This is a genomic window from Rothia sp. HMSC065C03, assembly GCF_001837295.1.
Taxonomy (GTDB): domain Bacteria; phylum Actinomycetota; class Actinomycetes; order Actinomycetales; family Micrococcaceae; genus Rothia.
Map to the genome: position 1 here is coordinate 389,859 of NZ_KV832006.1, position 26,823 is coordinate 416,681.

At 59.2% G+C, this 26,823-nt stretch carries 24 protein-coding genes; 14 read left to right on the forward strand and 10 right to left on the reverse strand.

Annotated elements, in window-relative coordinates:
* Window positions 1–384: 384 nt before the first annotated feature.
* Window positions 385–1,335, reverse strand: a complete 951-nt coding sequence (locus HMPREF2605_RS07225) for an ABC transporter permease (RefSeq protein WP_070847609.1) — start codon at window positions 1,333–1,335, stop codon at window positions 385–387.
* Window positions 1,332–2,453, reverse strand: a complete 1,122-nt coding sequence (locus HMPREF2605_RS07230) for an ABC transporter ATP-binding protein (RefSeq protein ID WP_070847612.1) — start codon at window positions 2,451–2,453, stop codon at window positions 1,332–1,334. The genes HMPREF2605_RS07225 and HMPREF2605_RS07230 overlap by 4 nt, the downstream gene beginning before the upstream one ends.
* Before the next feature lie 175 nt (window positions 2,454–2,628).
* Between HMPREF2605_RS07230 and HMPREF2605_RS07235 the strand changes: the two genes are divergently transcribed.
* From HMPREF2605_RS07235 to HMPREF2605_RS07260, 6 genes are all read left to right on the forward strand, one after another.
* Window positions 2,629–3,495, forward strand: coding sequence for a helix-turn-helix transcriptional regulator (locus tag HMPREF2605_RS07235; protein WP_070847615.1), 867 nt, complete (start codon window positions 2,629–2,631; stop codon window positions 3,493–3,495).
* A 187-nt stretch (window positions 3,496–3,682) separates the two neighbouring features.
* On the forward strand, window positions 3,683–5,140 hold the full coding sequence (sufB, locus tag HMPREF2605_RS07240) for a Fe-S cluster assembly protein SufB (protein WP_049341273.1): 1,458 nt from the start codon (window positions 3,683–3,685) through the stop codon (window positions 5,138–5,140).
* On the forward strand, window positions 5,140–6,414 hold the full coding sequence (gene sufD, locus HMPREF2605_RS07245) for a Fe-S cluster assembly protein SufD (RefSeq protein ID WP_070847618.1): 1,275 nt from the start codon (window positions 5,140–5,142) through the stop codon (window positions 6,412–6,414). The genes sufB and sufD overlap by 1 nt, the downstream gene beginning before the upstream one ends.
* A 19-nt stretch (window positions 6,415–6,433) precedes the next feature.
* A complete protein-coding gene (gene sufC / locus HMPREF2605_RS07250) occupies window positions 6,434–7,192 on the forward strand; it encodes a Fe-S cluster assembly ATPase SufC (RefSeq protein WP_049358343.1) in 759 nt (252 codons plus the stop codon).
* Between the two features lie 39 nt (window positions 7,193–7,231).
* Window positions 7,232–7,561 carry a metal-sulfur cluster assembly factor gene (locus tag HMPREF2605_RS07255; RefSeq protein WP_060824818.1) on the forward strand — a complete coding sequence of 110 codons (330 nt, stop codon included), beginning with the start codon at window positions 7,232–7,234 and terminating at the stop codon, window positions 7,559–7,561.
* Between the two features lie 237 nt (window positions 7,562–7,798).
* Window positions 7,799–8,401, forward strand: a complete 603-nt coding sequence (locus HMPREF2605_RS07260) for an Ltp family lipoprotein (RefSeq protein ID WP_070643262.1) — start codon at window positions 7,799–7,801, stop codon at window positions 8,399–8,401.
* A 79-nt stretch (window positions 8,402–8,480) separates the two neighbouring features.
* On the opposite strand, the gene HMPREF2605_RS07265 is transcribed toward HMPREF2605_RS07260, so the two are convergent.
* Entirely contained in the window at window positions 8,481–8,981 is a 501-nt protein-coding gene (locus HMPREF2605_RS07265) for an HD domain-containing protein (protein ID WP_049341270.1), read from the reverse strand.
* A 542-nt stretch (window positions 8,982–9,523) separates the two neighbouring features.
* On the opposite strand from HMPREF2605_RS07265, the gene HMPREF2605_RS07270 reads away from it, so the two are divergent.
* Entirely contained in the window at window positions 9,524–10,378 is an 855-nt protein-coding gene (locus HMPREF2605_RS07270; protein WP_070847620.1) for a DUF4253 domain-containing protein, read from the forward strand.
* A gap of 79 nt (window positions 10,379–10,457) precedes the next feature.
* Here HMPREF2605_RS07270 and HMPREF2605_RS07275 read toward each other — a convergent pair whose 3' ends face one another.
* The 3 genes from HMPREF2605_RS07275 to HMPREF2605_RS07285 are packed head-to-tail and all read right to left on the reverse strand — an operon-like array spanning window position 10,458 to window position 12,683.
* A complete protein-coding gene (locus HMPREF2605_RS07275) occupies window positions 10,458–11,132 on the reverse strand; it encodes an energy-coupling factor transporter transmembrane component T family protein (protein ID WP_070847623.1) in 675 nt (224 codons plus the stop codon).
* Window positions 11,122–12,009 carry an energy-coupling factor ABC transporter ATP-binding protein gene (locus HMPREF2605_RS07280; protein ID WP_070847626.1) on the reverse strand — a complete coding sequence of 296 codons (888 nt, stop codon included), beginning with the start codon at window positions 12,007–12,009 and terminating at the stop codon, window positions 11,122–11,124. Before HMPREF2605_RS07280 ends, HMPREF2605_RS07275 begins: the two co-directional genes overlap by 11 nt.
* Window positions 12,010–12,041: 32 nt before the next feature.
* Window positions 12,042–12,683 carry a biotin transporter BioY gene (locus HMPREF2605_RS07285; protein WP_049358339.1) on the reverse strand — a complete coding sequence of 214 codons (642 nt, stop codon included), beginning with the start codon at window positions 12,681–12,683 and terminating at the stop codon, window positions 12,042–12,044.
* 291 nt (window positions 12,684–12,974) lie between these two features.
* Here HMPREF2605_RS07285 and abc-f point away from each other — a divergent pair, with 291 nt between their 5' ends.
* The gene (abc-f, locus tag HMPREF2605_RS07290) at window positions 12,975–14,573 is read left to right on the forward strand and encodes a ribosomal protection-like ABC-F family protein (RefSeq protein ID WP_070847629.1); all 1,599 of its coding nucleotides are present in this window, start codon (window positions 12,975–12,977) and stop codon (window positions 14,571–14,573) included.
* Between the two features lie 733 nt (window positions 14,574–15,306).
* On the opposite strand, the gene HMPREF2605_RS07295 is transcribed toward abc-f, so the two are convergent.
* Both HMPREF2605_RS07295 and HMPREF2605_RS07300 read right to left on the reverse strand, forming a co-directional pair.
* A complete protein-coding gene (locus HMPREF2605_RS07295) occupies window positions 15,307–16,035 on the reverse strand; it encodes a metal-dependent hydrolase (protein ID WP_070847632.1) in 729 nt (242 codons plus the stop codon).
* 186 nt (window positions 16,036–16,221) lie between these two features.
* Entirely contained in the window at window positions 16,222–16,449 is a 228-nt protein-coding gene (locus tag HMPREF2605_RS07300) for a hypothetical protein (RefSeq protein WP_005506080.1), read from the reverse strand.
* A gap of 286 nt (window positions 16,450–16,735) precedes the next feature.
* On the opposite strand from HMPREF2605_RS07300, the gene HMPREF2605_RS07305 reads away from it, so the two are divergent.
* From HMPREF2605_RS07305 to HMPREF2605_RS07330, 6 genes are all read left to right on the forward strand, one after another.
* Window positions 16,736–17,452: a beta-ketoacyl-ACP reductase gene (locus tag HMPREF2605_RS07305; RefSeq protein WP_005509097.1), complete on the forward strand. Its 717-nt coding sequence runs from the start codon at window positions 16,736–16,738 to the stop codon at window positions 17,450–17,452.
* A gap of 72 nt (window positions 17,453–17,524) precedes the next feature.
* The gene (locus HMPREF2605_RS07310) at window positions 17,525–18,268 is read left to right on the forward strand and encodes an SDR family oxidoreductase (RefSeq protein ID WP_060824810.1); all 744 of its coding nucleotides are present in this window, start codon (window positions 17,525–17,527) and stop codon (window positions 18,266–18,268) included.
* 193 nt (window positions 18,269–18,461) lie between these two features.
* Window positions 18,462–19,250 carry an ABC transporter ATP-binding protein gene (locus HMPREF2605_RS07315; protein WP_070666630.1) on the forward strand — a complete coding sequence of 263 codons (789 nt, stop codon included), beginning with the start codon at window positions 18,462–18,464 and terminating at the stop codon, window positions 19,248–19,250.
* Window positions 19,247–20,125 (forward strand): TrmH family RNA methyltransferase, encoded by an 879-nt coding sequence (locus HMPREF2605_RS07320; RefSeq protein ID WP_070666627.1) that lies wholly within the window; start codon window positions 19,247–19,249, stop codon window positions 20,123–20,125. Before HMPREF2605_RS07315 ends, HMPREF2605_RS07320 begins: the two co-directional genes overlap by 4 nt.
* A 252-nt stretch (window positions 20,126–20,377) precedes the next feature.
* Window positions 20,378–20,632: a type B 50S ribosomal protein L31 gene (locus tag HMPREF2605_RS07325; RefSeq protein WP_005506069.1), complete on the forward strand. Its 255-nt coding sequence runs from the start codon at window positions 20,378–20,380 to the stop codon at window positions 20,630–20,632.
* Window positions 20,633–20,959: 327 nt separating this feature from the next.
* A complete protein-coding gene (locus HMPREF2605_RS07330) occupies window positions 20,960–22,147 on the forward strand; it encodes an LCP family protein (protein WP_070604277.1) in 1,188 nt (395 codons plus the stop codon).
* 220 nt (window positions 22,148–22,367) lie between these two features.
* On the opposite strand, the gene HMPREF2605_RS07335 is transcribed toward HMPREF2605_RS07330, so the two are convergent.
* Both HMPREF2605_RS07335 and pepN read right to left on the reverse strand, forming a co-directional pair.
* Window positions 22,368–23,624: an HIRAN domain-containing protein gene (locus tag HMPREF2605_RS07335; RefSeq protein ID WP_070847635.1), complete on the reverse strand. Its 1,257-nt coding sequence runs from the start codon at window positions 23,622–23,624 to the stop codon at window positions 22,368–22,370.
* A 388-nt stretch (window positions 23,625–24,012) separates the two neighbouring features.
* Entirely contained in the window at window positions 24,013–26,685 is a 2,673-nt protein-coding gene (pepN, locus tag HMPREF2605_RS07340) for an aminopeptidase N (RefSeq protein WP_070847638.1), read from the reverse strand.
* Window positions 26,686–26,823 lie beyond the last annotated feature (138 nt).

Consider the following 26,823-nt stretch of genomic DNA (forward strand, 5'->3'; position numbering starts at 1 on the left):
CGCGTTTGAGCTGTGTTTCTGAGCTATGCGCTGAATATTGTTCAGTAACGTAACAATTTTTGTGTAAGTGGTGAAGCTCATGTTAAGGTTGAGCAGGAAGGTTGCAGACCGAAACAGTGGTTGGGTCGGTCTGCATCTCGGTGATTGAAGCCCCTCCTCCGCGTAAGAACCGTCGATTATCTTACTGTGGTGGTGAGATAAAAGGTTCTGGAGGAGAGTGCTTTCTTTTAGTCTCTGACCGTGCACTTTGTGCGTGATTGAGACTAAAGGTTTGTGTTATATGAATGGGCGCCGGATATGGTCGGAAACATATCCGGCGCCCGCCTTTTTAACCTGCAGTTGCTTTAGCTGTATGCGCGAAAAGCGCTGCCTGCCAGGTTGATACTAGTCAGACCACTTGAACTTGCGCGAGGCAATAAACCCAATGACCACGGTCCACACGATGAGTACCCAGTGCGGGTCGGCAAGCCACTGATGCTGAATGAAGTTGCCGCGCAGCGCGTCACCCAGAGCCGCCGAGGGCGACCATGCCACAACCCCGGCGTACCAGTCGGGGAAGGACTTCAACGGGAACACCACGCCGCCGGCACCGGCAAGAATCACCCAGGCAATATTCACGATGGCGAGGGTCGCCTCCGCGCGCACCGTGCCGGCAATGAGCAGACCCAGCGCCGTAAACGCGCCGGCGCCCATGAGCATCGTGATGATGGAGCGCGAGACGGCGATAGCGTCCGGGCGCCAGCCCAGACCGTACCCGAGCGCTGCCACCAGCGTGAACTGAATCGCCACGACCACCAGCACCGCAATGCACTTGCCCATGATCAGACCGTTACGGCCCAGGGGAGTGGTCGCCAGGAATCGCAGCACGCCGTAGCGGCGATCAAAACCTGTGGCAATGCCCTGACCGGACAGCGCCGTAGAAATCACGCAGAGCGCCAGAACGCCGGGGACCGCCGCGTCCATGCGGGAGACCCCCACCGAGTTCGCGTACTCATCAATCAGGCCGGTAAACCGCAACGCAATGAGTGCCATGACGGGAAAAATAATGTTGAGCATCAGCTGCTCGCCGTTGCGGAGCATCGCCATCGTCTCGTAGCGGCCCTGCTCGATTACGCGCACGAGCGGGTAGTTCGCGCGCGGGGGAATGTACTCCTCATCTTCGTCAATAGAAGAGACCTTGGGGCGGGTGTCTACGGCGGAACGGGTGTTCGCGGCGCGTTCTTCCATTCGGTTCCCTTCCGCTCGGCTCTCTTCTGCAGGCTTTTCTTTTACTTGGTTTTCTGTTGCCCGGTTGTTGGCCGCCCGGTTGTTGTTAGTGCGTGCGGTGTTGCTCATCGGATATCACGTCCTGAAATGTCGAGGAAGACATCCTCAAGAGTCTTCGGTTCCATGGTGAGAGAAATCGGCATGAGGTAACGTTCGGCGAGCGCTGAGGTGAACGCCGCCAGGTGCTCGGGGCGTAGTGCGCCGACCAGCTCATACGCGCCGGGCACGGAGGGTGCGCCGTCACGAGCCGGGGTGTAGGGCACCTTCTCGATGAGCTCCACACCGGCACGCAGATGTGCGGGCAGCAGTTGCTCACGGGTGGGGGTGGGTGCATCCAGTGTGTACTGCAGGCGGTTCGTGCCGTCGCTGGCGATGAGCTCGGAGACGGTACCTTCCTGAACCGTGGCGCCGTTTTCAATGATGTAGACGTAATCGGCGAGCTTCTGCGCGTCATCAATCAGGTGCGTGGTGAGCACGATTGCGGTGCCAAGTTCACGCTGTTCACGAATGATGTCGAAGACGACGTTGCGGGATTGCGGGTCCAGGCCCGCGGAGGGCTCGTCGAGGAAGAGCACGTCCGGGCGGCCGATGAGGGCGGCGGCGAGGGAGACGCGCTGCTTCTGACCACCCGAGAGGCGGCGAATCGTGGTGCCGTTGAAAGCATCAATGCCGAGGCGTTCTGCAAGCTCTTCGACCGGGTACGGGTCGGTGTACATGGTCGAGATGTGCTCGAGTAGCGGAATGGGGTGCATGGCGTTGGGCAGGCCGCCGTCCTGGAGCATAATGCCGACCTTGGCGCGCAGCTCCGGGTCCGCCTGCAGCGGGTTTTCACCAAGGAGGCGCACGGTACCGCGGGTGGGTTTGAGTAGGCCCTGGGCGCAGGCGAGGGTCGTGGTTTTGCCGGCACCGTTGGCTCCGAGGAGGACGACCACTTCACCGGGGAAGACGCGCAGGTTGACCTTGTTGACGGCGCGGTAGAGCCCGCTGGCGGTGAGCCGTTCGGGGTATTTGGTGCGGAAGGCGCGTGAGGGTTTGAACTCTTTGATGAGGTCTTTAATGGTGAGCGCCGGTTCTTCGGTGACGATGCGTCGTCGTGCGGTGGGTGAGGCGCTGGGCTCCGTGTGTGCCGTTGGTACGGCGGATGCACGCCCAGGGTGGTCCTGCTGGCCCGCGGTGGTGGTCTCCATAGACAGTCACTTTCGATTTTTGCGATGAAGGAGCGTGTGTGCCCCTTCATCTTATGCCCTAACTCACGTTCAAAGCACGCCCGTTACGACTCAAAAGTTCACTTTAAGGTAGAAAAGTTAGCAAGTAGGGGTACCTAACTAGCCAAAGAAAAACTAATTAGGACATACTTTATTTGTGTATTCCGTGAATAAGACCCCTCAGCGCGCCTCAACGAACGAGGCGCAGACCCGAAACGGCACCCGAACCGCCGCCTCGGGCTCTACTGGTGCTTCCAGTACAAAGTCCTCCGCGGCACGCACATCCAAGCGCAAAGCCGAGGCAGAAGAACGCACCAGGGACCGCGTCCTGCGCGAAGTCCTCAACAATGGCCCCGTATCCGCAGCAACCCTCGGTGAGCTCCTCAGCCTCACTCCCGCAGCGGTACGCCGCCACCTCGACGCCCTCGAATCCAACAACATGATCGAGGTCGCGCCCATCAAAAAGCACGGCGCCGGAGCCGGACGACCCGCCCGCCGCTACGTGATCGCCCCCCAGGGCCACGAACGCCTCGGCAACGACTACCTCATCATCGCCCGCGACGCCCTGCAAATGCTCCGCGACACGGTTGGGCAGGAAGCCCTCGAAGCTTTCGCCTCCGCCCGCGCCGCAGAAATGGAAGCCCGCTACCGACCCGTCGTAGAAGCCGCCGGTGATGATGTGGCGGCCAGAGCGCAGGCGCTCGCAGAGGCAATGAGCAAGGATGGTTTCGTGGCGACCGCTCAGGTTACCGCGCCTCCTGCAGGACGGACCGTTCCCGAGCATTTTCTGGCAAGTATTCAGCTCTGTCAGGGTCACTGCCCGGTACGCGACCTCGCCGGCGACTTCCAGGTGTTCTGCGAACAGGAAACCGGGATTATTTCCGACCTGCTCGGCGTTGATGTGCGTAGGCTCTCGACCATGGCTTCGGGCGCTCACGTGTGTACCACGCACGTGCCCCTGAACCGCGTCACCGCCGAGAGCGAGAAGAACGCCGAGGAATCCGCAGAGAAACCTTCCGCGTAACACTTACCGCAGTACCCCGCGGCGCACCCCGATGAACCCCTCAAGGATGCGACCCGCACGCTGAAAACCGCCCGCACCACGCTGCGTTAAACGCCGTGGTCGAGCGCGGCATCAGCCCCTAAAACTACCGCGCCTGCAACCGGCAGGTGACGGAGAGAAATGTAATAACCATCGAAGAAAGGCCGTAATGACTGAGAAAGTTGGGCAGAACGCCAACGACACCGTCATTTCAGAGATCCTGGAGATGAACCCCGAACTCGAGGGCATTGGCAACTACGAGTACGGTTGGGCAGACTCCGACGAAGCAGGCCAGGTAGCAAAGCGCGGCCTGGACGAGAACGTCGTGCGCGACATCTCTGCAAAGAAGAACGAACCCCAGTGGATGCTGGATATGCGTCTGAAGGCGCTGAAGTTCTTCGAGCGTAAGCCCATGCCCACCTGGGGTGCGGATCTTTCCGAAATCGACTTCGACAACATCAAGTACTTCGTGCGCTCGACCGAGGGTCAGGCGGCTTCTTGGGAGGAACTGCCCGAGGACATCCGCACCACCTACGAGCGTCTGGGCATTCCCGAGGCGGAGCGTAACTCGCTGGTCGCGGGTGTGGCGGCACAGTACGAGTCTGAGGTCGTGTACCACCAGATCCGTGAGGACCTGGAGAAGCAGGGCGTGATCTTCGTCGATACCGACACCGGTCTGCGCGAATACCCCGAACTGTTCAAGGAATACTTCGGCTCCATCATCCCGATTGGTGACAACAAGTTCTCCGCGCTGAACACCGCCGTATGGTCCGGTGGCTCCTTCGTGTACGTTCCCCCGGGAGTTCACGTGGAGATTCCGCTGCAGGCGTACTTCCGCATTAACACCGAGAACATGGGCCAGTTCGAACGCACCCTGATTATTGCGGACGAAGACTCCTACGTTCACTACATTGAGGGTTGCACCGCCCCCATCTACAAGTCCGACTCCCTGCACTCCGCAGTGGTTGAGATTGTGCTGAAGAAGAACGCACGCGTTCGCTACACCACCATCCAGAACTGGTCGAACAACGTCTACAACCTGGTGACCAAGCGCGCGGTTGCGCACGAGGGCGCCACCATGGAATGGGTGGACGGCAATATCGGTTCGAAGGTCACCCAGAAGTACCCGGCTGTTTACATGGTCGGCGAGCACGCTAAGGGTGAGACCCTGTCCATCGCATTCGCGGGTGAGGGTCAGCACCAGGACACCGGTTCGAAGATGGTTCACATTGCACCGAACACCTCCTCGACCATTGTGTCCAAGTCCGTGGCACGTAACGGCGGTCGCAGCGCATACCGTGGCCTGGTTCAGGTGCGTGAGGGCGCTAAGCACTCCAAGTCCTCCGTGGTCTGTGACGCACTGCTGGTGGACACCATCTCCCGCTCCGACACCTACCCCTACGTGGATGTCCGCGAGGACGATGTGACCATGGGCCACGAGGCGACCGTTTCCCGCGTCTCCGAGGACCAGCTGTTCTACCTGATGCAGCGCGGCCTGAGCGAAGAAGAAGCAATGGCGATGATTGTCCGCGGCTTCGTTGAGCCTATCGCCCGTGAGCTGCCGATGGAGTACGCACTCGAACTGAACCGCCTGATCGAACTTCAGATGGAAGGATCTGTGGGCTAATGCCGACCAACGAAGAAACCCTGGGTTACCACTCCCCGATCATCCCCGGCATGGACCAGGAGGGCGAGAAGCTCGCCACCGAGTTCGCCCACGATGACACCCTGATGCGCGCCACCGAGGCACACCACCAGGGCTCCAACCCGAACAACGTCCAGAAGGTACTCGAAGCATCCCGTGCAGAGCGTAAGACCTCCTACAACGTGGAAGACTTCGCACCCCTGACCGGTCGTGAAGAGGACTGGCGCTTCACCCCGCTGAAGCGTCTGGGCGGCCTGCACCTGGAGAAGCTGACCGGCACCGCACCGGCACCGAAGATCACTGCACCCGAGCAGGTTCAGGTTGAGACCGTCTCCCGCGAGGATGCACGCATCGGCTCCGCAGGTATCCCCGAGGACCGTGTGGCAGCGAACGCGTGGTCCAGCTTCACCGAAGCAACCGTGGTGACCATCCCCGCCGAAGCTGAACTGGCTGAGCACGTGGAAATCGACATCACCGGCACCGGCAACGAGGCTGCCGCGCAGCACATCGTGATTGAGGCTAAGCCCTTCTCGAAGGCTGTCGTGGTTCTGCGCCACACCGGCTCCACCATCCTGGCACAGAACGTTGAGTTCGTGGTGAACGACGAGGCTGAGCTGAACGTTGTTTCCGTGCAGCAGTGGGCTGACGACGCAATCCATGCCTCCGCACACTACGCTAAGCTGGGCCGCAACGCACGCTTCAAGCACGTTGTGGTGTCCCTCGGCGGCGACCTGGTGCGCGTGACCCCCTCCACCAAGTTCACCGCTCCCGGCGCTGAGACTGAAATGTACGGCCTGTACTTCGTAGACGCAGGTCAGCACATTGAGTCCCGTCTGTTCGTGGACCACTCCGTACCCAACTGCAAGTCCCGCGTGACCTACAAGGGCGCGCTGCAGGGTAAGGGTGCGCACTCCGTATGGGTTGGTGACGTTCTGATTGGTAAGGATGCAGAAGGCACCGACACCTACGAGCTGAACCGTAACCTGCTGCTGGAAGTTGGTCCCCGCGCCGACTCCGTGCCGAACCTGGAGATTGAGACCGGCCTGATTGAGGGCGCCGGCCACGCATCCACCACCGGCCAGCTCGATGAGCAGCACCTGTGGTACCTGCAGGCTCGCGGTATTCCGGAGGCTGAGGCACGCCGTCTGGTCGTGCGCGGCTTCCTGAACGAGATCATTCAGCAGATCCGTGTTCCCGAACTTGAAGAGCAGCTCACCGAGGCCCTTGAGGCAGAGCTCGCCCTCAGCAACAACTAAGCTTTACCAGGAGAAATCAATGTCTACTCTTGAAATCAAGGACCTTCACGTCTCGGTTATCCTCGACGACGAAACCACCAAGCCCATCCTGAAGGGCGTTAACCTGACCATCAACTCGGGCGAGATTCACGCAATCATGGGCCCGAACGGTTCCGGTAAGTCCACTCTGGCTTCCACCATTGCTGGCCACCCCAAGTACCAGGTTGATTCCGGTCAGATCCTGCTCGACGGTGAGGACATCACCGAGATGAGCGTGGACGAGCGTGCACGCGCAGGCCTGTTCCTGGCTATGCAGTACCCGGTTGAGATCCCCGGTGTGACCATGTCCAACTTCCTGCGTTCCGCTAAGACCGCTGTGGACGGTCAGGCTCCCTCCCTGCGTACCTGGACCAAGGACGTTAAGGAAGCCATGAAGAACCTGGAGATTGACCCTGCGTTCATCGCACGTAACGTGAACGAGGGTTTCTCCGGTGGTGAGAAGAAGCGCCACGAGATCCTTCAGCTGGAGCTGCTCAAGCCCAAGTTCGGCATCCTGGATGAGACCGACTCCGGTCTGGACGTTGACGCACTGAAGATCGTGTCTGAGGGCGTGAACCGTGCGCACGAGGCTAACGACATGGGCGTCATGCTGATTACCCACTACACCCGCATCCTGCGCTACATCAAGCCGCAGTTCGTGCACGTGTTCGTGGACGGCAAGATGGTTGACCAGGGCGGCCCCGAGCTGGCTGACCGCCTGGAAGAAGAGGGCTACGTTTCTTACGTGGGTAAGAAGTAAGCTTCTTCTCCTACCGGATTCTGACAGAAAGATAGAACTATGACTGAGACTGTGCAGGGTCGTGTTCCTCAGGAAGAGATTGAGGAAGCCCTCAAGGAGGTCATTGACCCGGAGCTCGGCGTCAATATTGTTGACCTCGGTCTGCTCTACGGTCTGCGCTGGGATGAGGACGGAACCCTCATTCTGGACCTGACTCTGACCACCGCTGCGTGCCCGCTGCAGGAGGTTATTGAGGAGCAGGTTCAGGCTAACCTGGATAACCTGGTTGATTCTTGGCGTGTGAACTGGGTTTGGATGCCGCCGTGGGGCCCGGAGCGTATTACTGAGGACGGCCGCGATATGATGCGCGCGCTGGGCTTCAACATCTAAGCTCCTGACTCGCAGATAAGGTACCCGCCCGGTGCGGAAGGTATATGCCTTCGGCACCGGGCGGGTACTTTTATGCGATATCAGATATGTCAGCAGTGGATGCTTGTTCTGAGCAACGCCAATTTTTGCCACTTTGACAATGGGGGGGGGTCAAGTATATTTCCTTGTGAATTATCCACTCACTTCATATTGGTTTTCTTCATGCGACGGTTGCTTGAGGAAAGCCGAAAGGAAATCATGGCACAAAAGATTATTGCCGCTGACGGTTCTGTCTACGTTAAGAAGAAGCCCTTCTACCTCCGTTGGTGGTTTATCACTCTCGTAATTATTTTTCTTCTTGGTGGTTGCGCTTCGATGATGGGCGGCTCTAAGAGCTCCACTAAGGTAAGTGCCCCCTCATCTTCGGCGGCTGTTGATTCGTCTGCGACTAGTGCTTCTTCCGCTGCGGTAGGTACTGATACCTCTTCTGCGGCAGATGCCGGTACCTCTGCGGCTCCTGCTACCACTGCTGCGGAATCCAAGGCAAAGCAGGGCGATAAAGTACCGACCGAGTACAAATCAGCGTTGAATTCGGCACAGTCGTACTCCCGCCTTATGCATATGTCGAAGCAGGGTATCTATAACCAGCTGACAAGTTCTGCCGAAAAGTTTAGCCCCGAGGCGGCTCAGTACGCCGTGGATAACGTGAAGGCTGACTGGAACGCAAATGCTTTGGAATCGGCAAAGAGCTACCAGAAGACGATGAACATGTCTCCCGAGGCAATCCGTTCCCAGCTGACTTCATCTGCTGAAGGATTCACCGAGGAAGAAGCTGATTACGCAGTCTCTCACCTGGACTAATTCAATAGATGATTCATAGAAGCCGCCCGGCATGGAACACATTCCATACCGGGCGGCTTCTATATGGTCAGCGTTGAACCTAGTCGTTCAGGTGCAGCAGCTTCAGCGAGTGCTCATACTTGATCATGAGGCAGGTACGAGTCGGTTCCTCCAGAAGCGCCAAACGCTGCGGGTCAGTATTATCCGCAATATCGGCAAGCTTCACCAGACGAGCCAAATCATTCACACGCACCCGGCTCAGATACGACTCACGCGACTCACCCGGGCGGCGGGTCAAGGCATCAATCGCATCCACAATACGCGCCGAGAAGTAACGGGCCAGATATGCGAGGGAAACGCCGGTATCCTCCACCGTGTCATGCAGCAGCGCCACAATCTGCGCTTCAGCCTTCAGCTCCTCCAAAGAAATATCAGGGTGAGTCGCGGCAGCCAACTCACACGCAAGCTTACGTACCCCAAGAGCCACACGGCGAGGGTGGGAGATATAGGGCCAGCCGTTACGGTCAGTCTGCCCCTCATGCGCCTTATCAGCGATGCTGTCTGCCAGGCGAACCATCTCTTTGTAGTAGTTATTCGACATGAGAACCTCCGTTGGTTTGAACTCCTGCGAGTTGATGGTCCCAGCGACGTTTTCCGCACCAACGCGGCACGGGTGGTAGCTGGTACCAACACTTTACTCCAGCAGCTACGCGGCGGCGGCGGAACTCGCCCGAGACGCCCCTAATACGTCAAATATGACGCGCAGAAGAAGAAAATAGGGCGTTTTATGGCTGTAAATCATGAACTTGGTGCCTGTTCTACCCGAGTTCTGGCAGCGGATACCGACCCGCAGGAGGCGCCCCGCACCTCCGCGAAAGTGTCCACCGCACCCTTTGGCACCGCCCGGTGTAAACCGCCCAAAATCTCATATGGTGGCAAAAAAATTTCTGTCTTTTTCTGGCGAAAATCGGTGCACAAACCGCCCAACACTAAGGCAGTTTAAGCGTGTTTAGCACACACCGATACACACTCATCAAACGAAAAAATTACACGCCCTCCGTGCCCTCCCAAAACCTCCAGAAACCCGTATTTTTCCGCGAGAATACGCGATAAACTGGGGGCAACCAAACATCGGAGAACACCATGGCAGAGCTCTACGAGCGCTTCGTCGCTTTGTACCCCTACCCACACGAGCGAATCCGCCACGGCGCCCCACGAGCCGAACTTAACCGGCGATACCTCGAACACCTTTGCGAGGGCAAGAACCGGGGAACAACCCCCATCGTGGTTGCCCTCGACCCGACCTTGCTCGGGACCATTGAGAATAACGTCTCCCTGCGCACCTCAACCCCAGTGCAGAACATCACCGCCGACACCGTTGAGCGGTACGCACACGACCTCATCACCGACGAGCACCGTTACCTGGATCAGGTCGGTGTAGAAGTCGCCGCGCACGAGGCGTTCCGACAGCTGAATGAGAGCGCCTACCTGCAGACCTACCGCCGTCTCATGGAGAACGGCGAACTCGGCGAAGACGATATCGGTATGCCGTTGAAGGCGGAGTACCCCTTTGAGCTGACCGCCGGCATCATCAATGAGAAGGTTAAAGCTACCGACATTGACAGCGCCGCGGAACTGCTGATTATGGACCTGCCGCTGCGGGATGTATCCGGGGTGTTCGCCTACCTGCCCTTTGGCGGGTGGGATTCCAGCCCCAGCCCCGAGGCGATGCTGTCCATTGCCCGCTACTGGTTTGAACGCGATGACGCCTACCCGGCTGTTATCGCCTCGGACTTTATCGAGTTCTACACGCCGGTGCCGGTCACAACCCGCCGCGACGCCGAAATCCTGGCGGTCGAGCACACGATGGTTTCCTCGGCGATGCCGGTGCGTGTCTACCGCGGCTTCGACAAGCTCGTGGAGGCGCTCTACGGTCAGCACGACTGGTACCTGTGGTGGGAGCAGCTCCCGGCGGTGCTCCTCATTGAAACGCCCTAAACCAGCCTAGCTAGGCGAGTTAAAGCGAAGGGGCGGGATGAACCTACACGGTTCATCCCGCCCCTCTCGCGTATCTGCGCTATTTCAGCTCGTCCACGTGTCGTGCCCGCAAAGCGCGAGCGGTCGCCGTCGCGTAATCAACCGCCTGCACCACCCACGGAATCAGCAGCCGCCAATACATGCGCTTGGGCAGGTTACGCGCCACCGCCGCCCTGCGCAACGCACCCCAACGGTCCATGAGCGCCGGAATCGACCGGACCATCAACGCAATCAGCAGACCCAGACGCTCGGGAGAAAGACCCACGAAACGCAACGGCGAACACAGCCTCACAAAGCCGTCAATCAGAACCGGCAGGGGAGTGCTCACCAGCAGAGCGCGGGACGCATAAAAAGCCGTCAGCATAGTCGCGATAGCATCCGCGCCGGAGGCGTACTGACCCGTAAACACGTAATAGCCGACCATAATCAGTAGCAGCAGAGACAGCGTGCGAACCACTAGCCACAGCTGGGAGGCGGGCACACCAGCCCACAACGCGCAGAACGTGGACGCCACTAAAGCCACCAGCGCCACCTGCCAGCCGGTCACCGCCAACAGCAGAAACAGCCCAAAGAAGAGCGTGCCCTTGAGCCATAGCGGCGCCCGATGCACCGGCGTGTTCAACGGCTGGTAGAAACCCACCAGCAGAGTACCGGGATTGAAATCCGAGCCCTGGCCGGCGGGGCGAGGATTCACGCGCGGCGTGTTAGCGCCCATGCGCGCCTCCTGCCGAATCCAGACCTTCGGTCGCACCCTCGTTGGGGAACCCCTCGGCACACCACGTACGGTACTGCTGCACCAGCTGTGCCGCATCCCCCTGAGCGAGCAAACGGCCGTCATGAATAATGACGGCTTCATCGCAGGACGCCGCCAAATCCAGGTCGTGCGTGCTGAGCACCAGCATCTGATCCAGCGACTCCAAATGCTTGAGTAGCCGCGCGCGATTGCGCAAATCCAGCAGGGTGGTCGGCTCATCGAGCAGAAGAATCTGCGGGCGCGCCGCCAGCACGCTGGTGAGAGCAACCAGCTGCTTTTCGCCTCCTGAGAGGGTGAAAACGCTCTGGTCCTCCAGGCGTTCGAGGCCGCGCTCGCGGAGCAGTTCACGAATCCGTTCGCGGCGCTGCCCACCGCTGAGGGCACTACCTTCAATGGCGGCGGCACGGCGCAGACTCAGGTCAATATCTTCGGCAACGGTGGGCATAATCAGCTGCGCCTCCGGCTGGGCGAAGAGCATGCCCACACCCTCAAAAGCGCCCTGCGAATGACCGCGAGCGCCCGTCGAGCCGCGGCTCGGTGCCTCCAGTGTGTCGACACCGTTCACGCGCACAATACCTTCATCCGGGTGGGTGAGCCCATTGAAAAGCCCCAGTAGGGTGGACTTGCCGCTACCGTTCAGACCCAGCACCGCGGTGCGCTTCGCCGTGAACCGCAGGCTCACATCCTTGAGGATACGGCGATGCCCGCCTTCGGGCAGCTCAGTGAAAACACTCACCGATTCAAGCTCAAGGGCGGGCATGCTGGTAGAGGCGCTCACCGCCTGCTCGCCTTGCACCTGTTGCGGTGCAGGCTGGCGCGTGGAGCGGCGAAAAAACATAGCTATCCTCTCGTGTGGCACATCGTGTGCTTTTAACGCTGGGCAGAAGCCAGGGACGGGAAGGCGCGGCGTACCGACAAACCAACCAGAACCGCGATTGTGGACTTCACCAGATCCCAGGGAACGAATACCATTGCCGCGCTGAACGCGGCGTTAAAAGTCATGTGGGCGTTCACCATCATACCGGCGATACCGCAGGCGGTCAGAACCACAAAACCGCAGAAGTTCGCGACCAGAGCCATAAGGAAGGTCGCACCAATCGAACGGGTGTTGCGGGTGAACAGGTAGGCGAGGGTACCGGCAATAGCGGCGAAGGGCAGGAAGCCGAGCAGGTAGCCGGCACTCGGGGAGGCGAGCGTACCCAAACCGGCGCCGCCCTTAGCGAAGATGGGCAGGCCAGCAAAACCAACCAGCAGGTACAGCGCCACGGAGGCGGTGGCACGCTTGCCGCCGAGCACCTGTGCGGTGATGTAAATGCCGAGGGTCTGGAAGGTGAAGGGAACCGCAACGCCGCCCAAGCTGACGGCGGGCATGATGGCGAGCGCGGCGATGAAGCCCGCGAACACTGCGATGAGGGAGAGGTCGGTGGCGAGGGAGGTCTTTGCCGCTACGTTACGGCGCGGTGCCTGAGTTGCCTGGGGTTCCTGGGCTGATTCGCGCACGGAATCGGTCATTGGGGTGGTACTCCTTTGATGCGTATTGCTCTGCAGATTTTTCTACAGAGTTGAGGGTGGCGGTGGTTGACTGCTTGTCACAACCCAGTTTTGAACAATGTTCTATGAGTGGTGTCCGGTATGTATAGTACACCGCACACCACAAAAACAAAAGGTGCCCCACATGCGCACTCGGCACGCCTGCACTAAAATTGATGAGGTGCTCTGCGCGCTCGCCGCCTCTAGCCCGGCGAATCCCGCCTACCGAGCACTATCAACCCACACACCAGACCGCCATCCGGAAAGGCACCCATGATTGCTGTACAGAACCTCGAATTGCGTGCAGGCGCGCGCCTGCTCATGGAAGAGGTCACCTTCCGCATCGATAAGGGCGACAAGATCGGTCTGGTGGGCCGCAACGGTGCCGGTAAGACCACTATGACTAAGGTGCTTGCCGGTCTGACCCTGCCCGCTGACGGCACGGTCACCCGCAGCGGCACTATCGGCTACCTTCCGCAGGACCCGAAGGTGGATGACATGAGCCAGCTGGCGCGTGACCGTATCCTTTCGGCGCGTGGCCTGGATGGTGTGGCGCGCAAGATGCGTCAGGCGCAGGACGATATGGCGAGTGAGGACCCGGCGGTGCGCGCTAAGGGTATGCGCCGCTACGACCGTCTTGAGGCTGAGTTCATTGCCGGCGGCGGCTACGCGGCTGAGTCGGAGGCGGCGGTCATCACCTCCAACCTGGACCTGCCGGAGCGTGTGCTCGCCCAGCCGCTGTCTACTCTGTCGGGTGGTCAGCGTCGCCGCGTGGAGCTGGCGCGTATTCTCTTCTCCAATGCAGACACCATGCTGCTGGATGAGCCGACCAACCACCTGGATGCCGACTCGATTCTGTGGCTGCGCGACTTCTTGAAGAACTTCTCGGGCGGCCTGATGGTTATTAGCCACGACGTCGACCTCATAGAGCTGGTCGTCAACCGCGTCTTCTACCTGGACGCGAACCGCTGCGTGATTGACCAGTACAACATGGGTTGGAAGAACTACCTGACTCAGCGTGAGCAGGATGAGCACCGCCGCAAGCGTGAGCGTGCGAATGCGCAGAAGAAGGCGAATGCTCTGATGGAGCAGGCGAATAAGATGCGCGCGAAGGCGACGAAGGCTGTTGCTGCTCAGCAGATGATTAAGCGTGCTGAGAAGCTTCTGCGCGGCCTGGAGGATGAGCGCCAGAGCGATAAGGTCGCGGCGATTCGCTTCCCGGATCCGGCGCCGTGCGGTAAGACTCCGCTCTCTGCCCAGGGCCTGTCGAAGTCCTATGGTTCTCTGGAGATTTTCACGGACGTTGATTTGGCGATTGACCGCGGTTCGCGCGTGGTGGTGCTGGGCCTGAACGGTGCCGGTAAGACCACTCTGCTGCGCATGCTGGCTGGTTCCACCAAGCCTGATACGGGTGAGGTCGTGTACGGTCACGGCGCGAAGCTGGGCTATTTTGCGCAGGAACACGAAATTCTTGATGGTGACCGCACTGTCTTTGAGAACATGAAGTCTGCCGCGCCGGATCTGGATGACACCCGCGTGCGCACGATTCTGGGTTCGTTCCTGTTCTCCGGCGATGATGTGGATAAGCCTGCCGGTGTGCTTTCCGGCGGTGAGAAGACCCGTCTGTCCCTGGCGACCCTGGTGGCGTCGAGCGCGAATGTGCTACTGCTCGATGAGCCGACCAACAACCTGGACCCCGCCTCGCGTGAGGAGATTCTGAACGCGTTGAAGGCGTACCAGGGCGCTATCGTGATGGTTTCTCACGATGAGGGTGCCGTGGAGGCGCTGGATCCTGAGCGCGTGCTACTTCTGCCGGATGCGGTGGAGGACCTGTGGTCGAAGGATTACCAGGATCTAATTTCGCTGGCTTAAAGCGTGATCCGCTGACATAAGAGTACGGGGAGGCCCCGGTACCGTGTGGTGCCGGGGCCTCTTTACGTGTATTGCGCGTTGTTTTATTGTCTGGGGCGTATTTTTTTGTGTTCTGAAAATGTGTTGCGGAGATATTGTCGGTATTTTTCTCGTGAATAGTGCGGAAAAATGTGACCTGACCCGTGGGGTTGTATTGTTTTCTGAGCGTGTGTGCTGTTATTGCGTTCCCGTGCCTGTGACTTGTGGGTTCTGACACACCAAACTTGCGGCGTATTTGACGGGAAATAATGTTGCCTTGTGGGTTTTTCTGCGGGAAAGAAAAGCTCTCAGGCGATATTTCAGGGGGTCTGTGTGGGCTTTTCGAATTTTTCATGTGTCTCTACATACATTGTGGGAAAAATGGTAGAAACACAACATACATGGGGCGTAGACTTGTAACTGTTCCCGCCATTGCGAGGACGCAAACGCGAAACATTAGGGCTCACTACCGATGGTGAGCTAACGCGGGGGAGAAGAGATTCCCGCCCGCTCACGAAGGAGAACTACCAATGCACAACACTGAGTTCGAGAAGTACCCCACCTCCGGTGAAGAGAACGTTGAGGTTGACGTCTTCTGGCCCATCCAGGACGCTTAATCTCTCACCCCGATAGGTCGGGATAAGGATTAGAAAAGCGCCCCGCCGCTTCCATAGGGAAGTGACGGGGCGCTTTGCTGTCCTCAGTGAGAATTTAGTTATGCGGCGTGAATACCCAGTCCGAACATTTGTAGGGGGTATTCGGTAAAGCCCATCATGGCTGCCGCGTACCAGGCGATGTACCCGGTCAGTGCTAGAACGAGTGCCTTCTCGCGTACGCTGCCGGCATCACCCAGGAGTGGCAGCGCCATGTAGCCGCTCTTTTTCCATAGGGGGGATGCCACCAGGGGCTTGATGACAATGGGGTAGAGGGGCAGCAGGCCGCGGGTTGTCAGCAGGTCGCCAATCAGGTGAATGGTGGCGCCAACTGAAATAGCCCAGGGGAGCAGCGCCAGCGAATCGGTTGTATAGGCTGCGTATCCAAGGGCAACGGCACCGATCCATCCACCCGGTGCGCCGAGCACGCGCAAGGCTAGACCGCCCGAGAATGCGGCAAGAAGCAGTGAAGCCCAGGGGATTCCGTTGTAGCTCAGGTTGGCACTGAAATAGGCAACCGCCCAGAAAGCTATCAGACCCAAAATGGAGTGCGTTCCCTTGCGGTGTCCGCCGCTGACCGCCCCGACAATACGTGCTACCCAGCGTGAAATGGGCGGGATGGAGTTGGCGATACTGCCGTTGTGGTGGTCAATATCCGGTAGCATGCCCGCACCGGCGCACGCCAGGGTGGTCACGATGAGGGTGGGGGTATCGGGAACCTGCACCACTCCCGTCTCGACGAGCACTAGCCAGCCAGCTGCGGCGCTGACAGTATGCGAATAGCCCATCATGGGGAGGTGCCTCCTTGAATGCGATTGCTCAGCGAGTGTGATTGCCCTGCGAGCGTGGTTGCCCGGCATGCCGGGATGTTCACCCGAACTAATTAGAACAAATATAGCATATATCGAAACTACTTTCGATAAGCGGGGTTATCACTCAAGCGGCGCCACCTCACGCGGCATCACCTCTCGATGGCACTACCCCTCAAACGGAAGAGTCTGCTTCCAGAACTCACGCTCGCGCAGGTAATTCTCCAGCCAGCCCACGTGCTCGGAGCACGCTAACCAAATCTTGCGGCGCTCGGGAGTGTGCACCTTCGGGTTGTTCCAGAGCAGCTGAAATTCTGCCGCCTGCTGGCAGCCCTTGCGGGAGCACTTGGCGTACTCGGGCTGTGCATCCTGAGAAAGTGAACCGAGCAGATCCATGTCTTCTTATCCTTACTATTGCGCCTCGACGTGCGGTGTTATTCCGTGCCCGCGCAACCCCGCAGAAAAGGGGTGCGGGCTGTTCCGCTTCAGCTAGTGTACGCGCCCGATGAGGCATGTAAAAGAAGGGGAGTAGGCGTTCAGTGTTCAAAAGCGGAGTGTAGCCTGCGGCACCATCACCCTAAAACGCGGTAAAATAAGGTTCGACTGTCCATCCGTCCACACCCCGACCGCGGAGCTGCTGCATCGGCTCCGATTGCGAGGGGTCGACTCATCAAGGAAGCTCATGAGCGAGAACACTCCCAAGACCGTGCTGGTCACCGGCGGCAACCGAGGCATCGGCTACGAAATTGCCAAGGAATTCCAGGCAGCAGGCCACAACGTCTGCATCACCTACCGCAGCGGTGAAGCCCCCGAAGAATTTTTCGCCGTCAAGGCAGATGTACGCGATGCCGACAGCATTAACGAAGCTTTCAAGGAAATTGAAGCAGAATTCGGCCCCGTGGAGGTGCTGGTCGCCAACGCAGGTATCACCCGCGATATGCTGCTGATGCGTATGAAGGAATCCGACTTCACCGATGTTGTCGACACCAACCTGACCGGTTCCTTCCGCGTGGTTCAGCGCGCTATCAAGGGCATGCTGAAGCTCAAGCGCGGCCGCATCATCCTGGTTTCCTCCGTGGTGGGTCTGTACGGTTCCCCCGGCCAGGTCAACTACTCCGCATCTAAGGCTGCACTGGTCGGTATGGCACGCTCCATCACCCGTGAGCTGGGCGGCCGTAACATCACCGCTAACGTGGTGGCACCGGGCTTCATTAACACCGCAATGACCGAGGTTCTGCCCGAAGAGACCAAGAAGAACTACCTGGCGTCCATCCCCGCTGGTCGTTTCGCGGAGGCGGAAGAGGTCGCTCGCGTGATTCGCTGGCTCGCATCTGATGAGGCTAGCTACATTTCTGGCGCTGTCATCCCCGTTGATGGCGGCCTGGGCATGGGTCACTAACTCCACCCCGTACGGACTGCATGAAGCGCCCGAGCGTGGGCGCACCCTTTCTAGACTTAAGGACATAAAACTATGGCACAGCTGACCGGCAAGACCATCATCATTACCGGCTCCTCCCGCGGCGTTGGCGCAGACACCGCACAGATTCTCGCTGCTGAGGGCGCGAACATTGTGGTGAACTACCGTTCCAAGGCACCGCGCGCAAACAAGATTGTCAAGGCTATTGAAGAGGCTGGCGGCAAGGCAATCGCAGTGCAGGCTGACGTGACCAACAGCGAGGACCTGCAGAACCTCGTCAACACCGCGGTGGAGACCTTCGGTTCCCTGGACTACCTGATTCTGAACGCTTCGGGCGGCATGGAGACCGGCATGGGCGAGGACTACGCAATGCGCCTGAACCGCGATGCACAGCTGAATCTGGCACGCCTGGCTGCAGAGAAGATGCCCGAAGGCGCACGCATCGTGTTCGTGACCAGCCACCAGGCACACTTCATCCGCGAGGTTGAGACCATGGACGAGTACAAGCCCGTCGCAGAGTCCAAGCGCGCAGGCGAAGACGCGCTGATCGCCGAGATCCCCGCACTTTCCGAGAAGGGCATCTCCCTGGTCGTGGTGTCCGCTGACATGATTGAAGGCACCGTCACCGCAACCCTGCTGAACCGCCTGCACCCCGGCGCTATTGAGCAGCGCCGCGAGACCGCCGGCAAGCTTTACACCGTCAACGAGTTCGCGCAGGAAATCGCGAAGATGGTCACCGCAGACGTTGAGACCGGCCACGTTGAGCTGGTCGGTGGCGCACGCGGCTTCATCGACTAATACTCTGTTGCTTTAGGTGCCGTTACGGATGCGCTCACGCCTTCCGTGGCGGCACCTGTAGCCCCTTATTCTTTGCGCGAGGAACCCAATGTGGGGTACCCGCGCACTATGCGCTCACTGCACCGGCAACCAGGCTAGGTTGCGAGGTAGGGGGGGGCGCATCCCATCCATCTAACTCACTGGAAGAAGAACCATGAGCACCGTACTCAACCTTCAGAATGTCTCCGTGATTCGCGGCGGCCGCAAGATTCTCAACGACGTTTCCTGGACTGTGAACGAAGGTGAACGCTGGGTTGTTCTGGGCCCCAACGGCGCCGGTAAGTCCACTCTGCTTTCGATTGCGGCAGCTCGCCTGCACCCGACCAGCGGCGAGGTTGAAATCCTTGACGAGACCCTCGGCGCTGTTGACGTGTTCGACCTGCGCCCGCGCATTGGTCTGTCCTCCGGTGCTTCGGCAACCCAGATTCCCGCCAACGAGAAGGTTTCCGACGTTGTCGTGACCGCAGCGTACGCTGTGTCCGGTCGTTGGAAGGAAGAATACGACGTCATGGACGACGAGCGTGCCACCGAACTGCTGGCTGAGTGGGGCGTCGACACCCTCGCTGACCGCACCTTCGGCTCCCTCTCCGACGGCGAGCGCAAGCGTGCGCTGATTGCTCGCGCACTGATGACCGACCCCGAACTGCTGCTGCTGGATGAGCCCGGCGCAGGCATGGACATTTCCGGTCGTGAGGACCTGGTCGAGCGTCTGACCGCGCTTGCCGCTGACCCCTACGCACCGGCTACCGTGCTCATCACCCACCACCTCGAGGAAATCCCGGCTGGCTTCACCCACGCCCTGCTGGTCCGTGACGGCGGCGTGGTCGCTGCAGGCCCGATCCTGTCCACCATTACCGAGGCGAACCTCGCAGCAACCTACGACATGGACCTGGCTCTGACCGTGACCCCCGCGGGTCGTTACTCCGCGTTCAAGCGCGCATGAGTCGTGCCCCGAAGCAGCTGAGCGCCGAACAGATCGCTGAGCGTGCCGAGCGTGTCTACGCCATCGAGTCGGTCACGGCTCTGGCGCAGGCACCCGAGCAGGCTCTGCGCTACTACACGCAGCTGACCGATGTGAAGCTCCGTAGCGCCATGGAACCGCAGTGGGGTATCTACATTGCGGAGTCCTCGAAGGTGATTCGTCGCGCGCTCGCTGCCGGCCATCAGCCCGTTTCTTTCCTGATGAGCGAGAAGTGGGCTGATGATTTGGCGGATGTGTTGCGCGCTCATCCTGACACTCCCGCGTATGTGGGTAGTGAGGAGCAGCTGGAGCAGGTAACCGGTTTTCACCTGCACCGTGGCGCGTTGGCAGCGATGGCTCGTCCTGCGCCGCAGCCTCTAGAGCAGTTGTTGCAGGGTGCGTCTCGCGTGGCGATTTTGGAAGATATTGTGGACCACACGAATGTGGGCGCGATTTTCCGTTCGGCTGCCGCGTTGAACGTGGATGCTGTGCTGGTGACTCCGCGGTGCGCTGATCCGCTGTACCGCCGCTCGATTCGTGTGTCGATGGGTACCGTTTTTCAGGTGCCGTGGGCTCGTCTGGAGTCGTGGCCTGCCGACCTGCAGACCCTGCACGAGCTGGGCTTTAAGAGCGCAGCGCTCGCGCTGGAGGAGGACTCGCTGACCCTGGAGGAGCTGTCTGCTCGCCGGGATGAGAAGCTTGCACTGATTCTGGGCACGGAGGGGCACGGACTGTCGCCGCGCACCCTGGCAGCGTGTGACGATACGGTCATGATTCCGATGTCGCACGGCGTGGATTCTTTGAACGTTGCGGCGGCGAGCGCCGTGGCGTTCTGGGAGACTCGCCCGCGTTCATAACCTGAGTTCTCATCTGATTCTTAGTCCGCGTGAGCGCCTCCTTCGGGTACCCTTGCGGCAGCTAGGTTGGTGCCTGTGAGGGAACGTACTGGGATTTAATCCGTGAAGGTGGTACCCTTAATGGGTTGTGCGCGCCCTATGCGTGCACAATGGTGATGCGCTCTGAGATTTTCTCGATAGCTGCACATCGAAAAACCTACTCCATCTATATAAGGGCTACTGGCAAAATCCAGTAGCAGAAGAAGGTAATCAATGAAGGCAGAAATCCACCCGGACTACAACCTGGTTCTGTTCCGCGACCTCGCATCCGGCAAGGTCTTCCTGACCCGTTCCACCATGACCTCGGACAAGACCGAGAAGTGGGAAGACGGCAACGAGTACCCGATCGTCGAGGTTGAAATCTCGTCCGAGTCGCACCCGTTCTACACCGGTAAGCAGCGCATCATGGACTCCGCAGGTCGCGTCGAGCGCTTCAACGCACGCTTCGGCAACTTCGGTAAGAAGTAAATCTTCTTTCCAGGTTTTGCTTTTTAGCGAAATCAATGCCCCGTTCTCCTTGGTTTTCAGGGAGGCGGGGCATTGTGCGTTCTGCAAATCATCGCAGAATAGCTCGCGCGAACGTGAGGAAAGTTGTAATGTAAAACCTTTCGTTCACTGGTGCGTAGACTCGCTGACGGCGTTACAATGGGAAAGTATTTTGCGAGCTGTGCATTTTCTGTGCCCTTCAGCACCGCCCTATATCGGCGGGTTATTTTCCGGCTCTCTGCACTCTAGAGACTTCGCTGGATGCGCCGCGCACCTCGCGTATCACCACCTCAAACAAAGGACAACTTAATGGGCGACGCTCACTCTGAACCGTCGCAGAAGAAGAAATGGGTCAAGCGTATTCTGCTGATTCTGCTGATTCTTCTGCTGGTTATTACCCTCGGTATTGGTTTCTTTATCTGGCGTGCTGGCCACACCTGGGATAGCAAGACCGAGAAGTTCGACTCCATCACTAAGGTGGATGAAGACCTCAGTAAAATTAAGGAGCAGCTTGGCGAGGCTAAGAAGCTCAATGTGACGGAGCTGAAGGCTCCGACCGTGACTAACTCGGATACTGGCAAGAACGGCACTAACGCTAACGGCTCCGATGCTGCCGCGGCTCTTGCAGCGAACGCTAGCGAGCACGATAAGGACGGCGACGGTATCCTGGATAACGGCTATAATTACGGCGTTATCAAGGGCCCCGGCAAGAATATCCTGCTGCTCGGTAGCGATACTCGTACCGGCGCTGATGCAGCTCTGGTGAGCGGTTCCCGTGCAGACACCATTATGCTCATGCACATCCCGGCTGACGGCAAGGGCGTGTACATCATCTCGATTATGCGAGATACCTGGGTTGATATTCCCGGATATGGTACGGCTAAGGTGAACGCAGCACTGAACTATGGCGGTGTTTCCCTGCAGGTTGCTACCATCGAGAACTTGGTGGGCGTCAAGATCGACCACGTGGCTGAGATTGAGTTTGAAGGCTTCAAGTCTCTCGTGAACGCTATTGGCGGCGTGGACGTTCAGGTTCCCTTCGCATTCACCAGTAATGTCTGGACTTTTACTCCGGGTCTGATGCACCTCAACGGTAGTGGCGCTCTGAGCTTTGTTCGTGAACGTTACTCTTTCGCTGATGGCGACTACCAGCGTGTCCGTAACCAGCGTGCGTTCCTGCGCGGTCTGTACAACACGATGAAGGCGAAGGGCGCGTTGAGCAACGTGGCATCTTTCCAGTCTTCTATCGAGTCTCTGACTGACTATATGCGCGTGGACCAGGGTCTAAACGCAGCGCAGATTGCTCAGATTGCGGCTCCGGTGCTGACTAGTGGTGACACCACGATGCGTATGACCACCCTGCCGAACGCGGGTCCGGGCTGGTCTTACGATGGTCAGTCAATCATTTTTGTAGACCAGGCTGCAAATGCGCAGCTGGCACATGCTCTGCAGAATGACACGATGGATCAGTTCATGGCGACTTATGGTCAGGACTAAGATATAGCTCCTTGCGGGGGTGAAAGCTGATGAGGCTTTTACCCCCGCTGGTTTTTAACCGATTCCGGAAAGTCCTGGAACGCGGGCACCCGCAGGGGCTTTCGTTAGCGTGTAGAGAAACGTTCATGAGAGCTGCTGGGCGCACGAAAGGGGCGGCTACCTCACCGTGATGGTGGGGTAGTCGCCCCTTTCGTATTTTTACGTCCTGTTGGGAAGGAGTTTATGCCTTCGAGTCTGCTTCTTCAGCCTCGTCAGTCTCTTCGTATTCTTCCTCGTACTCGTCGTATTCCTCGTAGTCGTCGTAGTGGGGCTGGCGACCAAAGTAGAACGCTACAGCCGCGACAGCGCCACCCAGAATCGCGATGAGCATGCCGAGCATCGGGGTCCACAGCATCGAAATCAGGCCGGCGACCAGAACTGCGAGGCCTGCACCCTTAACCAGATTCAGAAGACGCTCACGTTCGGAGGGCTCGTAGTATTCCTCTTCCTCAATGCTGTACTCGATGGCAGGCTTCTCTGCGGCGGGTTCGCTGCGGGTCGGCTCGGGGGTGGAGGAACCACCGGTCAGGGAGCTCATGAAACCGCGACGCTTCTTCGGAGCCTGCTGTGCGGAAGACTCCAGGTAGTGGCGTTCACCTTCGGTGGGCACGAATGCCGGGGGCACATCGTACTCTTCACCAACGGGCAGCAGAGCCGGAACGTTGTTGGGCAGGGTCTCGTACCATTCCTGCGGAATATCGGCGGGTCGTGCAGCCTGAACGGTCAGGGACAGCTCGAGGGTGTTACCGCGGATAGTGCCCCACGCGCTGGTGAGGCGGTCGTTCTCAAAAGCGTAACGGATGACGGGCGTCAGCTGCTCAGACATCTGGGTGCTCAGGCGGCCCACGAGCTTGCGGTCGTGGCGCACCTCAACACTGTCAACGAAACGGCCGTCGGAGGTCTTGAGCTGGTTCGCTTCCAGGGTCAGGATCACGCGGCCTTCACCGCTGGGCGGCAGGATGCTGTGCAGGTATTCGGAGTGTTCCTTCTCGTCGAGCACCTTCATCGACGGGCCCTGGGGCAGCAGGGTCGCGCGGGTCGGTGCGTCGTTGAGGGGGAAGAGGGAACCGGGTGCGGACAGGGAGAGCACACCGGTGCTCTTCACGTGCATGCCGCCGCCTTCAGCACGCACGGCAACGGCGGAAAGCTGCAGGTGCGCGATGGGTTCGTAGCCGGAGGCGACCACGCGGGTAATAGAATCCCAGTACGCGGCGGAGTCTGCCGCGCTCATGCGGCCTACCTTGAATTCGTCAATGTAGACGGCGATGCTATTGGGCTCGTAGGGGTTATCCGGTTCGGGAACGAGGCGCGCTTCACCGTACCAGATACGTTCACGGTCGATGTGCAGTTCCTCAAAGATTTGGAGGGTTTCTGCTTCGTAGTAATCATCGGTGACAATGTCAACGCTACCGCGGTCACCGAGTGCGTAATCGACCACTGAAAACTCCTTCTGATGTGTCTAAGCGAGCGGATACCTAGTCTATTCTCTCATGCTTTCAGGGTGGACAGCTCACAAAAACGGGTGACATTTATCTGTCTTTTAGCACCGGGTGCATATAGTTTTGTGCCCTGATGAAACTGCCCCGGTAATAGGTGCCCTTGTCAGTATGTGAACTACTGTATGAGGGAAATATTGAGACGGCATACCGCCGCTATGAATTCTATAGATGAGCCAGAAAAAGACCACCGCCCGGCGCGTCCCGGTACGTTACCGGGAGCGTGCCGAACGGCAGTCTCTCAAAGAGGCTAGAGAACCTAGCGGGGGAGAGCGGAACCTAGTCTAGATACCGGCTCACACCCCGCCACAAGCCCTCAAACCATGCAGCTTAGTCCTGCAGGGAGGCGTTGAACTTCTGAGCCACAATCGAACGGTGGCCGTGATCCTGAGCCTCCAGAACCAGACGACGCAGAGCCGAAGGAGCCTCGGGGTTCGCCTCCAGCCAACGCTGAGCCAACGCAACGGAGGGGTTACCCTCAACACCCAGACCCTCGGTGGAGCCGGTGTTGTACGGAGCCTTCGGGTACAGGCCACGCACAATGCGGGTCGCCATACCAATCGAACGGGACGCCCAAATGGGCAGCAGAGCCTCAAAATAGGAGTCGTAGTAGGACTCACGCAGCTCAACCGGACCGCGAGCAAAACCGTTAATGGTCGAAGCCAGAGCGTCGTTCGACAGCGACTCGTCTTCCATGATGGTCTTGTATGCGGCAGCCTTACGCTCAGCAGAGGGCAGAGCAGCAACCGCGTACGCGTAACCATTCGAAGAAATCGAGGAGGGGCTGTACTTCGCCGCACGGTCCAGATCCTCAACGGTCACCAGGTCACGGCTTGCGAGCGCACCCAGTGCACTCCAACCCAGGTTCTGGTCGTAAGGAATGCCGGTTGCGTCAGCAATATCGCCGGTGGTGTCTTCGAAAGCACCGCGGGCAATATCGCGGCAGAGCTCTTCACCCTTGGTCGCGTTGGTGGAGACCGAAATCAGGCCGCGCAGCAGAATCAGCTGCTCGTCGGAGCCGGGCTTAGCCTGTGCCAGTGCGGCTGCGAATGCGTCGTAGAGAGCGTCGTAGAGGCGCTCACGGCCGGTGGGTGCGGAGAAGGTTGCGATAGCGACCTGTGCGTTGTTGACCATGGTACCCAGCAGGGATGCGCTCGGCTCCTTGGAGACGTTGCGGACGACTGCGTCGACGTAGGTGGTGACGGGCAGGCGTGCATCGCGCACGTTCTCCCAGAGGGAGCCCCAGATGAGGCCGCGAGAGAGTGCGGATTCGAGGGTGGAGACACCTTCGATAGCTGCCTGCAGGCCGTCTTCGTCGGTCAGGGCAACCTTGGCGTAGGTGTGGTCTTCTGCGTTGAGCATGAGCAGGTCAGCTTCGCCAACGAGCTTCTTCTGTTCCTCGGTGAGCTCCACGTGGTGCTCGGAGACGGGCTCTGCCGGGTACTCGAGGGAGAGCAGGCCGGTGGAGGTGAGCTTGCCGTCGGTCAGCGCGAAGGTTTCCAGCTTTGCCACGTGGGGGCGGCCCAGACCTGCGGGCTGCTGTGCGGGCAGTTCCTGAGTGAGGATCAGGTCGGTGAGCTGGCCGTCTTCGCCGTAGACGCGCTTGGTGCCCAGTGCGGACACGCCGGAGGTCTGCAGCCATGCGTTAGCCCATGCCTGCATGTCGCGGCCGGACACCTCGTTGAGTACCTGCAGGAAGTCATTCAGGGAGGTGTTGCCCCACTCGAAGCGCTTGAAGTACACGCGTGCTGCCTCGATGAAGGTGTCGAAGCCGACGTAGGCGACCAGCTGCTTGAGCACGGATGCGCCCTTTGCGTAGGTGATGCCGTCGAAGTTCTGCGATGCTGCTTCCAGGTGGGGGATGTCAGCAACGATGGGGTGGGTGGTGGGCAGCTGGTCCTGCATGTATGCCCATGCCTTGCGGTTGTTCGCGAAGGTGACCCATGCGTCGTTGAAGTTGTTGGCTTCCTTAGCGCCGAGGGTGCCCATGAAGTCTGCGAAGGATTCCTTGAGCCACAGGTCGTCCCACCACTTCATGGTGACGAGGTCGCCGAACCACATGTGTGCCATTTCGTGGCAGATGGTGTTGGTGCGGCCTTCGAGGTCGTCCTCGGTTGCGCCGGAGACGAAGATGTAGTCTTCGGTGAAGGTGACCAGGCCGGGGTTCTCCATTGCGCCGATGTTGTATTCGGGTACGAATGCCTGCTCGTACTTGGGGTACGGGTAGGGGTAGTCGAAGAGGTCCTGGAAGAAGTCCAGGCCGTTTTCGGTGACCTTGAAGATGTGGTCGTAGTCGAAGTGCGGCTTGAGAGACTGGCGGCAGTAGACGACCAGGGGAATGTCACCGCTGTTGACCTTGCTCTTGGGCTTGTAGGTGGTGGTTGCGGTGAAGTATTCGCCGGCAACGATTGCGGTGATGTAGGTGGAGATCTTTGCGGTGGGGGAGAAGACGCGCTTGGTGATGGAGTCGTCGGTGGGGTCTACGACCTGGGATTCGAGTACGCCGTTGGAGCTGACGACCCAGTCCTTGGGTGCGGTGATGCGGAAATTGAAGACTGCCTTCAGGTCGGGCTGCTCGAAGTTCGGGAAGACTCGGCGGCAGTCGGAGGGCTCGTACTGGGTGTACAGGTAGACGCGACCGTCGGAGGGGTCGAAGTAGCGGTGCATACCTTCGCCGGAGCGGGAGTAGTAGGAGCGACCCTGGATGGTGAGCACGTTTTCTGCCTGCAGGTTGGGCAGGGTGATGCGTGCGCCGTTGACGACATCTGCCAGGTTCAGTTCGGTACCGTTGAGCTTAACGGAGTCGACGCTGTGGTGGATGTAGTCGATGAAGGTTTCTGCGCCGGGGGTGTTGCAGGAGAATCGGACGGTGGTGACGGTGGGGTAGGACTCGAATTCGGGGTCCTTGGCGTTAGTCAGGTCGACATGCACGTCGTAGGTGTCGACACTGATGAGAGCCGAACGTTCTGCGGCTTCTTCGCGGGAGAGGTTCTCATTATTCATGCTCTTTATTCTAGTCGGTATGACCGGAAATATGGCAGTTGAACGGGCGTGCTCGTCATATTAGTTGAGAAGTGAGGGGCAGTGGCATGGTTTGGGATAAACGATACTCAATATGTGACACAGAACATACTCTTTCGA

Excerpts from the sequence above, each read along its gene's own strand:
- HMPREF2605_RS07260 (WP_070643262.1), top strand. The coding sequence starts at position 7,799 with ATGGCACAAAAGATTATTGCCGCTGACGGTTCTGTCTACGTTAAGAAG.
- HMPREF2605_RS07300 (WP_005506080.1), bottom strand. The coding sequence starts at position 16,449 with ATGGATCTGCTCGGTTCACTTTCTCAGGATGCACAGCCCGAGTACGCC.
- sufB (WP_049341273.1), top strand. The coding sequence starts at position 3,683 with ATGACTGAGAAAGTTGGGCAGAACGCCAACGACACCGTCATTTCAGAG.
- sufD (WP_070847618.1), top strand. The coding sequence starts at position 5,140 with ATGCCGACCAACGAAGAAACCCTGGGTTACCACTCCCCGATCATCCCC.
- HMPREF2605_RS07275 (WP_070847623.1), bottom strand. The coding sequence starts at position 11,132 with ATGGGCGCTAACACGCCGCGCGTGAATCCTCGCCCCGCCGGCCAGGGC.
- HMPREF2605_RS07305 (WP_005509097.1), top strand. The coding sequence starts at position 16,736 with ATGAGCGAGAACACTCCCAAGACCGTGCTGGTCACCGGCGGCAACCGA.
- sufC (WP_049358343.1), top strand. The coding sequence starts at position 6,434 with ATGTCTACTCTTGAAATCAAGGACCTTCACGTCTCGGTTATCCTCGAC.
- HMPREF2605_RS07270 (WP_070847620.1), top strand. The coding sequence starts at position 9,524 with ATGGCAGAGCTCTACGAGCGCTTCGTCGCTTTGTACCCCTACCCACAC.
- HMPREF2605_RS07295 (WP_070847632.1), bottom strand. The coding sequence starts at position 16,035 with ATGATGGGCTATTCGCATACTGTCAGCGCCGCAGCTGGCTGGCTAGTG.
- HMPREF2605_RS07310 (WP_060824810.1), top strand. The coding sequence starts at position 17,525 with ATGGCACAGCTGACCGGCAAGACCATCATCATTACCGGCTCCTCCCGC.
- pepN (WP_070847638.1), bottom strand. The coding sequence starts at position 26,685 with ATGAATAATGAGAACCTCTCCCGCGAAGAAGCCGCAGAACGTTCGGCT.
- HMPREF2605_RS07230 (WP_070847612.1), bottom strand. The coding sequence starts at position 2,453 with ATGGAGACCACCACCGCGGGCCAGCAGGACCACCCTGGGCGTGCATCC.
- HMPREF2605_RS07255 (WP_060824818.1), top strand. The coding sequence starts at position 7,232 with ATGACTGAGACTGTGCAGGGTCGTGTTCCTCAGGAAGAGATTGAGGAA.
- HMPREF2605_RS07225 (WP_070847609.1), bottom strand. The coding sequence starts at position 1,335 with ATGAGCAACACCGCACGCACTAACAACAACCGGGCGGCCAACAACCGG.
- HMPREF2605_RS07320 (WP_070666627.1), top strand. The coding sequence starts at position 19,247 with ATGAGTCGTGCCCCGAAGCAGCTGAGCGCCGAACAGATCGCTGAGCGT.
- abc-f (WP_070847629.1), top strand. The coding sequence starts at position 12,975 with ATGATTGCTGTACAGAACCTCGAATTGCGTGCAGGCGCGCGCCTGCTC.
- HMPREF2605_RS07280 (WP_070847626.1), bottom strand. The coding sequence starts at position 12,009 with ATGTTTTTTCGCCGCTCCACGCGCCAGCCTGCACCGCAACAGGTGCAA.
- HMPREF2605_RS07315 (WP_070666630.1), top strand. The coding sequence starts at position 18,462 with ATGAGCACCGTACTCAACCTTCAGAATGTCTCCGTGATTCGCGGCGGC.
- HMPREF2605_RS07330 (WP_070604277.1), top strand. The coding sequence starts at position 20,960 with ATGGGCGACGCTCACTCTGAACCGTCGCAGAAGAAGAAATGGGTCAAG.
- HMPREF2605_RS07285 (WP_049358339.1), bottom strand. The coding sequence starts at position 12,683 with ATGACCGATTCCGTGCGCGAATCAGCCCAGGAACCCCAGGCAACTCAG.
- HMPREF2605_RS07325 (WP_005506069.1), top strand. The coding sequence starts at position 20,378 with ATGAAGGCAGAAATCCACCCGGACTACAACCTGGTTCTGTTCCGCGAC.
- HMPREF2605_RS07265 (WP_049341270.1), bottom strand. The coding sequence starts at position 8,981 with ATGTCGAATAACTACTACAAAGAGATGGTTCGCCTGGCAGACAGCATC.